The organism is Pseudorhizobium banfieldiae, assembly GCF_000967425.1.
GTDB lineage: Bacteria > Pseudomonadota > Alphaproteobacteria > Rhizobiales > Rhizobiaceae > Neorhizobium > Neorhizobium banfieldiae.
This window is the reverse complement of record NZ_FO082820.1, coordinates 1319217-1333463: the sequence shown is the minus strand read 5'-3', so window position 1 is coordinate 1333463 and position 14247 is coordinate 1319217. Positions and strand designations below refer to the sequence as shown.

11 protein-coding genes and 1 tRNA gene are annotated in these 14247 nt (G+C 61.6%); 7 read left to right on the top strand and 5 right to left on the bottom strand.

Translation table 11 applies throughout. From position 1 onward, the window contains the following. Positions 1-114: 114 nt before the first annotated feature. Positions 115-190, bottom strand: a tRNA-Thr gene (locus NT26_RS06415). A gap of 170 nt (positions 191-360) precedes the next feature. Between NT26_RS06415 and NT26_RS06410 the strand changes: the two genes are divergently transcribed. Then, entirely contained in the window at positions 361-1134 is a 774-nt protein-coding gene (locus tag NT26_RS06410; RefSeq protein WP_052637964.1) for an NAD kinase, read from the top strand. A 57-nt stretch (positions 1135-1191) separates the two neighbouring features. Here the strand turns inward: NT26_RS06410 and prfB are convergent. The 3 genes from prfB to NT26_RS06395 all read right to left on the bottom strand — a co-directional run bounded on the left by prfB (position 1192) and on the right by NT26_RS06395 (position 6278). After that, a protein-coding gene (prfB, locus tag NT26_RS06405) for a peptide chain release factor 2 (RefSeq protein ID WP_139346164.1) occupies positions 1192-2323 on the bottom strand; the annotation gives its coding sequence in 2 pieces (ribosomal slippage) (positions 1192-2253 and positions 2255-2323; 1131 coding nt in all). 99 nt (positions 2324-2422) lie between these two features. Then, a complete protein-coding gene (locus tag NT26_RS06400; protein ID WP_052637962.1) occupies positions 2423-4879 on the bottom strand; it encodes a penicillin-binding protein 1A in 2457 nt (818 codons plus the stop codon). A gap of 217 nt (positions 4880-5096) precedes the next feature. After that, positions 5097-6278, bottom strand: a complete 1182-nt coding sequence (locus NT26_RS06395) for an N-acetylmuramoyl-L-alanine amidase (protein WP_052641917.1) — start codon at positions 6276-6278, stop codon at positions 5097-5099. Positions 6279-6943: 665 nt separating this feature from the next. Between NT26_RS06395 and NT26_RS06390 the strand changes: the two genes are divergently transcribed. The 6 genes from NT26_RS06390 (at position 6944) to aat (ending at position 13746) form a co-directional block, all read left to right on the top strand. After that, on the top strand, positions 6944-9757 hold the full coding sequence (locus tag NT26_RS06390) for an Rne/Rng family ribonuclease (protein ID WP_052637961.1): 2814 nt from the start codon (positions 6944-6946) through the stop codon (positions 9755-9757). A 194-nt stretch (positions 9758-9951) separates the two neighbouring features. Beyond that, complete coding sequence (locus tag NT26_RS06385; protein ID WP_052637960.1) at positions 9952-10710, top strand: DsbA family protein; 759 nt, start codon at positions 9952-9954, stop codon at positions 10708-10710. A 117-nt stretch (positions 10711-10827) separates the two neighbouring features. After that, positions 10828-11265: a type II 3-dehydroquinate dehydratase gene (aroQ, locus tag NT26_RS06380; RefSeq protein WP_052637959.1), complete on the top strand. Its 438-nt coding sequence runs from the start codon at positions 10828-10830 to the stop codon at positions 11263-11265. Positions 11266-11292: 27 nt separating this feature from the next. Continuing rightward, complete coding sequence (gene accB / locus NT26_RS06375; RefSeq protein ID WP_052637958.1) at positions 11293-11766, top strand: acetyl-CoA carboxylase biotin carboxyl carrier protein; 474 nt, start codon at positions 11293-11295, stop codon at positions 11764-11766. Between the two features lie 8 nt (positions 11767-11774). Further along, positions 11775-13121, top strand: a complete 1347-nt coding sequence (accC, locus tag NT26_RS06370) for an acetyl-CoA carboxylase biotin carboxylase subunit (protein WP_052637957.1) — start codon at positions 11775-11777, stop codon at positions 13119-13121. A gap of 7 nt (positions 13122-13128) precedes the next feature. Beyond that, entirely contained in the window at positions 13129-13746 is a 618-nt protein-coding gene (gene aat / locus NT26_RS06365) for a leucyl/phenylalanyl-tRNA--protein transferase (protein WP_052637956.1), read from the top strand. A gap of 2 nt (positions 13747-13748) precedes the next feature. Here aat and NT26_RS06360 read toward each other — a convergent pair whose 3' ends face one another. Next, entirely contained in the window at positions 13749-14183 is a 435-nt protein-coding gene (locus tag NT26_RS06360; RefSeq protein ID WP_052637955.1) for a DUF2155 domain-containing protein, read from the bottom strand. Between the last annotated feature and the right edge of the window lie 64 nt (positions 14184-14247).

The following is a 14247-nucleotide window of genomic DNA, read 5'->3' as shown; positions in this document are numbered from 1 at the left end:
CTCCGGCGCCTAACCCGATTGGCACCGAGACCTGCAGAGCCCAGTGCAGGCAGTTTCAGGCGAGCCAGCCGCAAGCGCAACCAAAAAACTGAATCCGGGATCTGAAGAGAAAAATGGTGCCCCCGGCAGGGTTCGAACCCGCGACCCCCTGATTACAAATCAGGTGCTCTACCAACTGAGCTACAAGGGCAATCCAGTGCAGCGGGAGTTAGCATATTCTGCTTTCGTGTAAAGCGCAAAAACCAGAAAGAGAACGCCGATCGTGTCGAACCCGAACCTGCCGTACCGCATCCTGCAGGCAAAGCCCTTGTCGAAAAAGGAATTTCTCCGCTAGGTATGCCGGCATCACGAGGGTTACCCATGTCGAGTACAGCCAGCAGCCTCTCCTTTTGCGCTTCCTCTGCACCGGAGGCGATGGCGGCCCGAGACGAACTCATCCGGATCTACGGCAACAGCCCGGTCGAGGAGGCGGATGTTATCGTCGCGCTCGGCGGCGACGGCTTCATGCTGCACACGCTGCACGGGACTATCAATTCCGGCAAGGCCATCTATGGCATGAACTGCGGGTCGGTCGGCTTCCTGATGAACGACTACCGCACCGAGGACCTGCGCGAGCGGATCGATTCGGCCGTCGAGAACGTGCTGCATCCGTTGCAGATGAAGACCACCAATGCCGACGGCACGAGTTCCATCGCGCTTGCCATCAACGAGGTCTACCTCTTCCGGCAATCCTATCAGGCCGCGAAGCTGCGGGTGGAGATCGACGGTCGCGAGCGACTGGCGGAGCTCATCTGTGACGGGCTGATGGTCGCGACCCCTGCGGGTTCGACCGCCTACAACCTTTCCGCCCACGGGCCGATCCTGCCGCTGGAGGCGCCGCTGCTGGCGATGACGCCGGTCAGCCCCTTCAGGCCCCGCCGCTGGCGCGGCGCACTCCTGCCCAATCATGTGCAGGTGGACATCCACATCCTGGAGCCGGAGAAACGCCCGGTGAACGCCGTCGCCGACAATATGGAGGTGAAGTCGGTGCTGCGTGTTCAGGTGGAGCAGTCGGAGGAGATGACGGCGCGCATCCTCTCCGATCCCGACCACACCTGGTCGGACCGGATCCTGGCCGAGCAGTTCAGCAACTAAGGCAGAACGGAAAGGGCGCCCTTAGGCGCCCTCTCCTATTCGCTACGTCAACGTAGGTCAGTCCACGTCAGCAACGGCGGCATCGGGCTTACCGCTGATCCGGTGCGCCAGGGCCGCTTCCATGAACTCGTTGAGGTCGCCGTTCAGGACGTCATCGGGAGCAGAGCTCTCGACGCCGGTGCGAAGATCCTTCACCAGCTGATAGGGCTGGAGCACGTAGGACCGGATTTGATGGCCCCAGCCGATATCGGTTTTGGAAGCGGCTTCGGCATTGGCGGCCTCCTCGCGCTTCTTCAGCTCGGCCTCGTAGAGGCGGGCGCGCAGCATGTCCCATGCTTTCGCACGGTTCTTGTGCTGCGACCGCTCCTGCTGGCAGGCAACGACGATTCCCGTCGGGATATGCGTGATGCGGACGGCCGAATCGGTCGTGTTGACGTGCTGCCCGCCGGCACCCGATGAGCGATAGGTATCGATGCGGCAATCGCTTTCGTTCACCTCGATGTTGATCGAGTCGTCGATGACGGGATAGACCCAGATCGACGAGAACGAGGTATGGCGCCGCGCGTTGCTGTCATAAGGCGAGATACGGACCAGCCGGTGAACGCCCGATTCGGTCTTCATCCACCCATAGGCATTGTGGCCCTTGACGAGGATCGTGGCCGACTTGATGCCGGCTTCTTCGCCTTCATGGACCTCCAGAACCTCGACCTTGTAGCCCTGGCGCTCGGCCCAGCGGATATACATGCGAAGCAGCATGTTGGCCCAGTCCTGGCTTTCCGTGCCGCCGGCGCCGGAATGGACTTCGACATAGGTGTCGTTGGAATCAGCCTCACCGGAGAGCATCGCCTCGACCTGCCGTCGATTGGCCTCCGTCCTCAGCGCCTTCAACGCGTCCTCGGCATCCTTGACGATTGCCTCGTCGCCTTCCTCCTCGCCCATCTCGATGAGCTCGATATTATCGGAAAGCTGCTGTTCCAGCGCCCGCACACCGCTGATGGAATCGTCGAGCTGCTGGCGCTCGCGCATCAGTTTCTGTGCCTCGGAGGCGTCGTTCCAGAGGTTTGGATCCTCTGCCTTGTTGTTCAACCAGTCCAGTCGTCTTACCGCCTGGTCCCAGTCAAAGATGCCTCCTCAGCAAGCTTACGGCCTGCTTGATTTCGTCGACTACACTGATGATTTCAGCCCGCATGGCTTGCTTCTTGCTCTCTTTCGGAATTGGAAGACGGGGTGGACATAGTTGCGCCGGCGGCGGATGTAAAGGCCGCGCCGGCATGCATCATATCCGGGGTTAGAACAGGCCGGCTGCGCCCGACGTCACTGCCTGATGGGCCTGCGGCGAGGTCTCCATGATCTCTTCCGGCGGCAGGTATTCGGTATCGCCGATCACCGCGAATACATCCGCGGGGCCAGTACCGGGCTTGAACGCCTCGACGATCGTGTCGGGCTCGCCCTCAAAGGCCATCATGCCCGTCGTGCGGTTGACGGGGATGAACTGCATGCCCTCCGGCACGTGGAACTTCTCCGGCGGCGTGCGCTTGACCGCTTCCTCCATGAACTGCGCGAAGACAGGGGCGGCGAGCGAACCACCGGTTGCCCCGCGTCCAAGCGGTGCCGGCGTATCGAAGCCGATATAGACGCCAGCGACGAGGTTCGGCGTGTAGCCGACGAACCAGGCATCCTTCTCGTCATTGGTGGTGCCGGTCTTGCCAGCAACCGGACGATCGTCGATCTTGATCTTACCGGCCGCGGTTCCGCGCCTTACCACGCCCTCCATCATCGACGTGATCTGGTAGGCCGTCATCGGGTCGAGAACCTGCTCGCGGTTGTCGACGAGGATCGGCTCGTCCTGCCCCGTCCAACCCGAGGCGTTGCAGCCGTCGCAGGTGCGCTCCTCGTGGCGGAAGATGGTCTTTCCATAGCGATCCTGGATCCGGTCGATCACGGTCGGCTTGATCTGCTTGCCGCCGTTGGCAAGGACGGCATAGGCGGAGACCATGCGCAGAACCGTGGTCTCGCCGGAGCCGAGCGACATGGCAAGAACTGGAAGCATGTCGTCATAGATGCCGAAACGCTCGGCATATTCGGCGACGAGTTCCATCCCCATGTCCTGAGCCAACCGGACAGTCATCTGGTTACGGGACTTCTCGATGCCGAGCCGGAGGGTCTGCGGGCCGGCGGAGCCGCCGCCGTAGTTTTCTGGTCGCCACACCTTGCCACCGGCCACCATCTCGATCGGCGCATCGAGGATAACGGAAGCGGGCGTATAGCCGTTGTCGAGCGCGGCGGCATAGACGAACGGCTTGAACGACGAACCGGGCTGACGCATCGCTTGGGTGGCACGATTGAACTCGGACTGGGCATAGGAGAAGCCGCCGACCATGGCGAGAACGCGACCCGTATTCGGGTCCATCGCCACGAAACCGCCCTGGACCTTCGGCGGCTGGCGAAGGCGATAGGCGCCCTCTTTGTCGGCCAGAGCCTCGACGAAAACGACGTCGCCCGCCTGCAGCACACCTTCGGGTGACTTGGTCGCCTTGCGCTCGCCCTTGGCGTCGCGGAACGCCCACTTCATGTCCTTGGCAGCGATGACGCCTGTCTCACGCCCTTCGCCCACCTTGCCGCCCGCATCCACCGAGGGCTGCAGCACGATGTCGACTTCCTCGGAGGAAACTGCCTTCACCATGGCGAGCTTCCATTCCGGCACGTCACGAAGACCCGGGACCTTGGCAAGTTCCGTGGCCCAGTCGCCGGCCGCGTCTATCTTTGTGACCGGGCCATGGAAGCCGCGGCGCTCATCATATTCGACCAAGGCGCTGTTCAGTGCTTTGCGCGCCAAGACCTGCAGGTCCGGGTCAAGTGACGTCCTGACCGAAAGCCCCCCTCCATACAGCGTATCGTCACCGTATTTTTCGATGATCTGGCGCCGAACCTCTTCGGCGAAGAAATCGGACGCGAAGAGGTGCGTGCCGCCGCGGCGCGGCTGGACGCCTAATGGTTGCTTCTTCGCCTCATCCGCATCGGCACGCGTCACGTAGCCGTTTTCCGCCATGCGATCGATGACCCAGTTACGGCGCTCAATCGCGGCCTGTTCCTTGCGGAACGGATGGTAGTTGTTGGGCCCCTTCGGCAGAGCTGCGAGATAAGCTGCCTCGGCGATCGTCAGCTCCGTCACCGACTTGTCAAAATAGGTGAGCGCTGCGCCGGCGATGCCATAGGAGTTCAGGCCGAAGAAGATTTCGTTCAGATAGAGTTCGAGGATCTTGTCCTTCGAATAGGTCTGCTCGATGCGGAAGGAGAGAATAGCTTCCTTGATCTTGCGATCGATGGTCTGGTCGTTGCTGAGCAGGAAGTTCTTCGCGACCTGCTGCGTAATCGTGGACGCGCCCTCAGGGCGGCGGCCGGACGCCAGGTTCTGGAAGTTGTTGACGACGGCGCGTGCAAGGCCAGCCGGGTCGATGCCGGGGTGATTGTAGAAATTTTTGTCCTCCGCAGACAGGAAGGCTGCCTTGACGCGATCGGGAACCGCCTGGATGGGCAGGAAAAGTCGCCGCTCGCGGGCATACTCTGCCATCAGCGCGCCGTTGCCCGCATGAACACGGGTCGCGACGGGAGGCTCGTAGGCACTGAGAACCTCGTAATCCGGCAGATCCCTGGCGACGCCGACGAGATACACCGCGGCGACCACGGCGACGCCCAGGAACAGGACCGACGCCAATCCAAAGAAATACCCGATAAGTCTGATCATATTGAAGCTACCGCTCGGCTTTCACTCGGTGCCCGGACACCATCGCATGATTACGGGGCTTTTGCACGCTGATCCGGCCAGCGCAAGTCGACAATGGTTCGCCAGTCGATTCACACCCCCGGCCCATCGGGACTAACGGCGGGAATGTGAGCAAAATAGGGCTCTTGAGCCCAATCTCTCGGGGAAAACGGCGCATGTGGCAGACCGGCATCAGGCCTCAACCACCGCCCGCAAAGACGCGGTCCCTGTAGCGCAGGACAGCATCGACCAGGAGGTCGCTTACCTTCGCGCGCCATTTCTCGTCCGCCAGCAGCTTCTCGTCCTCGGGATTCGACAGAAAACCGAGCTCGAGAAGAACGGAGGGAATGTCAGGCGCCCTCAGAACCTGAAAACCCGCATAGCGGTGGGCGTTGTTGATGAGCCCCACCTGCCCCTCAAAAGACTGGATGACGTTGTTGGCGAGCGTGACGGAAAGCACCTGCGTCTCCCGTCGCGTCAGGTCGAGCAGGATGTCGGCAACCTCGGGCGGCTCGTCCTTGAGGCTCACGCCCGCCAACTGGTCGGAAAGGTTCTCACGCGCTGCAAGGTTTTCCGCCATGCGGTCCGAGGCGCGGTCCGACAGAGTATAGACGGTCGCTCCTCGAATATCCTTTTGACTGAGCGTATCGGCGTGCAGGGAGAGAAAGAGATCAGCCCCCGCCTGGCGGGCAAGTGTGACCCGCTCCGAGAGGGAAAGGAAGCTGTCGCCGTTCCGCGTCAGGACTGCCCTCACTCCGGGCCTGTCGGCAAGCCGCTCGGCCAGAGCCTGTGCGAATGCGAGAGTGATGGCTTTTTCGGGCGTCTTCGTAACAGCGCCGATCGCTCCGGTGTCTATCCCGCCATGGCCGGCATCCACAGCCACGACGAAAGACCCGTCATCCGCCTGCGATGCGACCTCATCCGGCATTTGACCGGTGCCGCCCTGCCAAGCCTGCTGACCGACCAGCTTCGCAAACACGTCAGGAGTTGTCATCTCGGCATCGAGCACAAGCCGGAACTCCCCATTCTCCCCTTGCTGCACTTCTGCAAGGCTGAGCTGGACCGGACGCTCGGCGGTCAGGACAATCCGCGCGCTTTCTTCATCCATCGCCCCGTAGCGGATATCCTCAAACAATCCCCGAGCCGCAAGGTCTTCGCGGGGGAAGCCGAATGCCGTGGCCGGCAGATCGACGACCACCCGTTGCGGCGAGTCGATATAGTGGACGGAGAAGTCGGGCTTTTCCTCGAAATCGATGACGACGCGCGTCCTGGCTTCATCCCCGGCAATGCGGGCGGCAAAGGCGAGCAGCGGCCGCGAGCTACCCGTCTCGGCGAGCACCGGGGACGGGACGAGCGCGGCAAGCAGCAAGCCGATGGCCATCACAGCGATTGAACCGATTCGCACAAACAACTGCCTCTCCTGCACCCCGTATCCCGCCTGCTAGCGCATGACGATGCCGATCGCCCTGCCGACGACCGGAATTCGCATCGAAGGACACCACGATGGTCCCTCGACATCTGGCCCGCCAGCGCTGGCGAATCAACCACTTCCAGTAGCCTTCTCATTTAATCCACAATAAGGCGGCCCTGGCTTTTCCCTTGCTATTATGTCGCAGAAACCATACAAGGCGGATGAGGACTAAGGTGTTGACGGGATAGTCTTCCGGCAGGCCTGCCAGCCCCAGGGACCTGGCGCCGAAACCGGACAGTCATCCGCCGTCTGTACACTTTGATCCTGATACGCAATCTTCCCGGCAGTGGCCGGAACAATACCGGATGGCATGCCATCCACGCTCACATGGAGCACCTCACCGGGCCTCGAGCCTAAGCTATCGTCGTTCTCGTTTGGACTTTTATGTTGCGGCAAGTGTTTCAGAACCGGGATACCCTGAGGGAGCCAGAAGCTCTGTCAGCCGTCCGGGCGTCGTCGCAAGCGCATCCTGCGGGAACCAATTTTTCCGGCGCAATCACCATCCTGCATGAAAGGCCTGTCCGTGCGGCAGGCTTTTTTGCACCTGCTCGGCTGCGCCGAGGAGCAGAATATACATGGCAGACAAAATGCTCATCGACGCGTCTCACGAAGAGGAGACGCGGGTAGTCGTCGTTCGCGGCAACCGTATCGAAGAATTCGATTTCGAATCCCAGCACAAGAAACAGATCCGCGGCAACATCTATCTGGCAAAGGTGACGAGGGTTGAGCCCTCGCTTCAGGCCGCGTTCGTCGATTATGGCGGCAACCGCCACGGCTTCCTGGCTTTCGCTGAGATCCATCCCGACTATTACCAGATCCCTCTCGCCGATCGCCAGGCGCTGATGCAGGCCGAGGAAGAGGAACAGAAGAAGATCGCCGAGGACGAGGCCAGCGACCCGGCCGACGCCGCGCAGCCGCAGGCGGACGATGCGGCGCTTGACACTTCGCAAAGCGAAGCCGGCTCCGAGGCTGCCGAGGCCAGCCCCGGCGATGAGGTCGCCGCCGAAAAGCCGAAGGCCAAACCGCGCCGCAGCCGCTCGCGCAAGAAGACGGCGGAAGCCGAAGCATCCGAGGTTGCAGAGCGCAGCGAAGGCACAGACGAGGACAAGGACACGCCGACTGAAATGGCGGCGATGGTCGAAACCGATTCGATCTCCGAAGACGTCCGCGGTCGCCGTCACTCCGACGATGACGACAGCGATGATGGCGAGAAGGAAGAAATCGAATCGGTCGGCGCCGAAGATGCGATGGAAGAGGTTCCCGATCGCGTCGTCCGCAAGCCCCGCAAACAATACCGTATCCAGGAAGTCATCAAGCGCCGCCAGATCCTGCTAGTACAGGTTGCCAAGGAAGAGCGCGGCAACAAGGGCGCGGCCCTAACGACCTATCTCTCGCTTGCCGGCCGTTATTCGGTGCTGATGCCGAACACCGCGCGCGGCGGGGGCATTTCCCGTAAGATCACCCAGCCGCAGGACCGCAAGCGCCTAAAGGAAATTGCCCGCGAACTGGAAGTGCCGCAGGGCATGGGCGTGATCGTCCGCACCGCCGGCGCCAACCGCACCCGCGTCGAGATCAAGCGCGATTTCGAATACCTGATGCGCCTGTGGGAGAACGTCCGGACGCTGACGCTCAATTCCACCGCGCCGTGCCTCGTCTACGAGGAAGGCTCGCTCATCAAGCGGTCGATCCGCGACCTCTACAACAAGGACATCTCGGAAATCGTCGTTGCCGGCGAAGAAGGCTATCGTGAAGCCAAGGACTTCATGAAGATGCTGATGCCGAGCCACGCCAAGGTGGTCCAGCCTTACCGCGACCTGCATCCGATCTTCTCGCGCTCGGGCATCGAAGCGCAGCTCGACCGGATGTTGCAGCCACAAGTGACGCTGAAGTCCGGCGGCTACCTGATCATGAACCAGACCGAGGCGCTCGTCGCCATCGACGTCAACTCCGGTCGCTCGACCCGCGAGCACTCCATCGAGGAAACCGCCCTCCAGACGAACCTTGAGGCGGCCGAGGAAGTCGCACGCCAGCTTCGCTTGCGCGACCTCGCCGGTCTGATCGTCATCGACTTCATCGACATGGAAGAAAAGCGCAACAACCGCGCTGTCGAGAAGAAGCTCAAGGACTGCCTGAAGAACGACCGCGCCCGCATCCAGGTGGGCCGCATCTCGCACTTCGGCCTGCTCGAAATGTCGCGCCAGCGGATTCGTGCCAGCGTGCTGGAATCGACCACGCAGATCTGCACGCACTGCGGCGGCACCGGCCATGTCCGGTCCCAGTCGTCGGTTGCGCTTCATGTGCTGCGCGGCGTCGAGGAGCACCTGCTCAAGAATACCACTCACGACATCACGGTGCGCACCACGCCCGAGACCGCGCTTTATCTACTCAACCAGAAGCGCAACACCGTCGTGGATTACGAGAAGCGTTTTGGCGTGTCGATCTACATCGAGTCCGATGAGGGAATCGGCTCCAGCCACTTTGCCATCGACCGCGGCGAGCCGGTGGAGAACCCCGTCAGGATCGAAAGCCTGATGCAGTTCGCCGCCTTCCCCGTGGAGGAGGACGATGACGACATCGTCATCGAGGAGGATGAAGAAGACGAAGAGGCGGGCAATGCCAACGCTGCCCCGGCTACGGCTTCCTCGGCCCAGGGCGAAGAGCAGAACGGCCGCAAGCGCAAGCGTCGGCGTCGCCGGCGCGGCGGCAAGGGTGGAGACCGCCAGGAAGGCGTAGCCGCTTCAGAGGCCGACGATGGGGACTCGGATATCGAGGAAGGCAGCGATGCGGATGATTCCGAAGCCGGCACCGAAGCCTCCGAGGGTGCGGAAGGTGATGAAAACGGACGCCGCAAGCGCCGCCGCCGGGGCAAGCGCGGTGGCCGGCGCAACCGGCCGGAGGACGGGATGGAGACATCCGCATCTGACGAGACCGATGCCTCGGGCGATGAGTCCGGCGCCGAGGACGAGGCAGTTCCTGAGGTAGCCGCGACGGAAACCCCGACCGGTGAAACGGCGGCTGCGGAAACCGCCGCTGCAACCGAGGTGATGGAGGGAGTACCTGCTCCCGCCAAGCCCCGCCGGAGCCGGAAAAAGGCAGTGACTGCTGAAGTCACGCCCGCCGAAGCCGAACTTGAGATCGTTGCCGAGGCCGCAGAGCCCGTAGCCGAAGCGAACATTGCCCCCCAGGTCGATGCCGCTCTTGGCGAGGAAGCTCCGCAAGCCGATGCTCCGTCGGAAGAAGAACAGAAGCCTGCGCGTGCCAATCGGGCGTCCAACATCAGTTCATCGGACCCCGTGGTGAAGAGCTCGGAGCCTGCCGTTGATGAATCGGACGGTGAGCCGCCGAAGCCGAAGAAGGCCGGCTGGTGGCAGCGACGCGGTTTCTTCTGAGACTTTCCCCGTCCTCGCTAATCAGATGGCCGCCTCACGGCGGCCATTTCCTTGAATGGCGTCGGCAACGCAGAAGTGATCGTCAGTAGCCGGAACGTATCTGTTTTTTTGTTCCTGTAGCGACCGCGCTTGGCTTAGCTTTGCCCCAAATCGCGGATATTCCCGCCGCAACACCCATCTCACGAGGTAGATCCATGCTTGCCCGCTCCAAAACCTTAGCACTCGGTTCGATGCTGATGACCGCATTGTGGCTGACACCGGCGCTCGCTCTCGAGGAGGATGAGAAGAAGGAGATGGGGCAGTTCATCCGCGAGTATCTGCTTGAAAATCCGGAAGTCATGCTCGAGGTTCAGGCTGCCCTTGAGGCGAAGCAGCAATCGCAGCGCCTGGAGCAGGCTGGCCAGGCGGTTGCCGCCAATCACGACGCGATCTTCAATTCGGAGGACGATATTGCGCTTGGCAATCCCGATGGCGACGTCACCGTCGTGGAGTTCTTTGATTATAACTGCGGCTACTGCAAGCGGGCTATGGCAGACATGGAAAAGGTCCTTGCTACAGATCCAAAGGTCCGATTCGTTCTGAAGGAACTGCCGATCCTCGGGGCGGATTCGCTCGATGCGCATCGTGTCTCCAATGCCGTACGTCTCATCGCTCCTGAAAAATACGGCGAATTCCACCGTGCTCTGCTTGGCAGCACCGGCACGGCCACAGAGGAAAGCGCCATCAAGGTCGCGGCAGCCCTCGGGATCAGTGAAGCGGACATCCGTAAGTCGATGGCAGAGAACCCCAATGACCAACTCGTTCGCGATGCCTACACACTGGCCACCAACCTCGGGGTGACGGGTACGCCGACCTACATTGTGGGCAATGAGGCCCTGTTCGGGGCCGTTGGCGACGATGCGCTCCAGGAGAAGATCGCCAACGTCCGCGCCTGCGGAAAAAGCACCTGCTAGCCTCCAATTGCAGAACCGATGCACACAGGGAAGCCGGGCGTTTCAGGCCGCGGGGGCTTTTCCTCGCGAGTCTTGGGAGCTATAGGTGGCGCTCAATTCTGATGGAACATCGAAAAGATGAGCAAGACGGTCTTTGTCCTCAACGGGCCTAATCTCAACATGCTCGGCAAGCGCGAACCCGGCATCTATGGCGGCAAGACGCTGAAGGACGTGGAAGCCGACTGCATTTCCGCTTGCCGCGAGCTTGGACTGGACGTGGACTTCCGTCAGAGCAACCACGAGGGCGATCTAGTCAGTTGGCTGCATGAGGCGGGCGAACACTCGGTCGGCGTGGCGATCAACGCCGGCGCCTATACCCACACGTCGGTTGCCTTGCACGATGCCATCAAGGCAATAACGGTGCCCGTGATAGAAGTGCACATTTCCAACGTTCATGCGCGCGAGGAATTCCGTCATCACTCGAGGATCGCGCCGGCATGCAAGGGCGTGATCTGCGGCTTCGGCCCGACCAGCTACATCCTGGCGCTGCACGCCTTGAAAAGCATCACTGACTGACAAGATAACAGAACAATAGGAATTGCCATGTCTGAGAAGAAGAACGGTATCGACAAGGGATTGATCCGCGATCTCGCGAACATCCTCAACGACACCGACCTCACCGAGATCGAAGTCGAGCAGGACGATCTGCGCATCCGTGTCTCCCGCGCATCGGCAACGCATTACGTTCAGGCGCCGATCGCCCACCACGCCCCTGCTCCCGCAGCAGCGCCCGCCGCGGCCGCCGCAGCGCCGGCAGCGGCAGCGCCAGCCGCCCGTGACAACAGCAACGCGGTCATGGCCCCCATGGTCGGCACCGTCTACCTCTCCCCGGCCCCGGGTTCCCGCCCGTTCATCGAAGTCGGTGCGACGGTCAAGGAAGGGCAGACCCTTCTCATCATCGAAGCGATGAAGACCATGAACCAGATTCCCGCCCCGCGCTCCGGCAAGGTGACGGAAATTCTGATCAACGATGCGCAACCGGTCGAATACGGCGAGCCGCTCGTCGTCATCGAATAGGACCGCCAATGATCTCGAAAATCCTCATAGCCAATCGCGGCGAGATTGCGCTTCGCGTCCTGCGCGCGTGCAAGGAACTCGGCATCGCGACCGTCGCAGTCCATTCGACTGCGGACGCCGATGCCATGCATGTACGGCTGGCCGACGAGAGCGTCTGCATCGGCCCAGCGCCGTCGCGTGACAGCTATCTCAACATCCACCAGATCGTCGCGGCCTGCGAAATCACCGGCGCGGACGCCGTTCACCCAGGCTACGGCTTCCTGTCGGAGAACGCCAAGTTCGCCGATATCCTCGAGGCGCATGGCATAACCTTCATCGGACCGACGGCCGAGCATATCCGGCTGATGGGTGACAAGATCACCGCCAAGCAGACGGCAGTCGAACTGGGAATTCCCGTCGTTCCCGGATCGGATGGCGAGGTGACATCGGAGAACGTGCTGGAGACGGCGCGCAAGATCGGGTTTCCGGTGCTGATCAAGGCTACGGCTGGCGGCGGCGGCCGCGGCATGAAGGTGGCCAAGACGGAGGACGATCTTCAGGAGGCCTTCGATACGGCACGCTCGGAAGCCGCAGCCGCTTTCGGTAATCCGGCCGTCTACATGGAGAAGTATCTCGGCAAGCCGCGGCACATCGAAGTGCAGGTCGTTGGTGACGGGGAAGGCAATGCCATCCATCTCGGCGAACGCGACTGCTCGCTGCAGCGCCGCCACCAGAAGGTCTGGGAAGAGGCAAATTCCCCTGCCCTCAACGTCGAGCAGCGGATGAAGATCGGCCAGATCTGCGCCGACGCCATGAAGAAGATGAAATACCGGGGCGCCGGGACCGTCGAGTTCCTCTACGAAAACGGCGAATTCTACTTCATCGAGATGAACACGCGTCTTCAGGTCGAGCATCCGATCACCGAGGCGATCACCAACATCGATCTGGTTCACGAGCAGATTCGTGTCGCTTCCGGTGCCGGCCTTTCGGTGACCCAGGATGAGATAACCTTCTCGGGCCACGCCATCGAGTGCCGCATCAATGCCGAGGATCCGCGCACCTTCGTGCCGTCGCCCGGCACTATCACGCATTTCCACGCCCCCGGTGGGCTCGGCGTGCGCGTCGACTCGGGTGCCTATGCCGGATACAAAATCCCGCCCTATTACGACAGCCTCATCGGCAAGCTTATCGTGCACGGCCGTACCCGGGTGGAGTGCATGATGCGTCTGCGCCGGGTTCTCGACGAGTTTGTCGTGGACGGCGTGAAGACGACCCTCCCCCTTTTCCAGGATCTGGTGTCCAATCAGGATATCGCCAACGGCGACTATGATATCCATTGGCTGGAACACTATCTGGCGCATCACAAGGCGCATTAGGAGGGACATGGTCGGGCGGCGCGGCAGATATTATCCGGCAATCACACCGGATATCCTTCTGCGCGCCTATTCCATCGGCCTTTTTCCGATGGCGGAATCCGCGGACGACCCGGAGATCTTCTGGGTCGAGCCGGAGGTGCGGGGTGTACTCCCCCTCGACCAGTTCCACGTCTCCCACAGCCTTGCCAAGAAGCTGCGCAGGGAACCCTTTGACATCCGCTTCGACAGCGCGTTTGAGCAGGTCATCGAAAAATGCGCCGAGCCTGCCGGAGACCGTCCGAGCACCTGGATCAACGCTACCATCCGCAAGCTCTATTGCGAGCTTCATGCCATGGGCCATGCCCATAGCGTCGAGGCGTTCGAGGGCGCAGAGCTCGTAGGAGGGCTTTACGGCGTATCCCTCGGCTCTGCCTTCTTCGGCGAGAGCATGTTCTCCCGGCAGACGGATGCCTCAAAGATCTGCCTGGTACATCTGGTCGAGCGACTGAAGGCGGGAGGCTTCACGCTGCTCGACACCCAGTTCACCACCGAGCATCTCAAGACCTTCGGCGCCATCGACATCCCGAAGGACAATTACCTGGAGAAGCTGAAGAATGCGGTGGAGTCGCCGCATCTGAAATTCTAGGTTCAGTTCGTGGCTTCCGGAGCCGGAACGTCCGATTCCTGCTTGCAGCCGGTCAACCAGACGTCATAGATCGGATGCTCCACGGCGTTGAGGCCCGGGCTGTCTGCGAACATCCAGCCGGTGAATATCCGCCGGATCTTGCGGTCGAGCGTGATCTCGTCCACTTCGATGAAGCCGTCCACCCTTTGCGCTTCCGTCTCGTCGCGCGAATAGCAGACCTTCGGCGTTACCTGCAGCGCGCCATACTGGACCGTTTCATCGATATAGACGTCAAAGGTTGTGATGCGACCGGTGATCTTGTCAATGCCAGCGAAGACCGCGACGGGATTGGAGATGCGAGCCGCCGAGACGGAAGTGACGCAAGACGCCGACGCAGCCGCTGCAAGAAGGCAAATGGTCAGCTTGCGCATGATACTCGTCATGGATGATGGTCCCATTCTGCGTCGTGCCTTACGGCTCCCAAGGCGGCCCCAAGGCGCATCTCCGGCCTAGAGGCCGAAT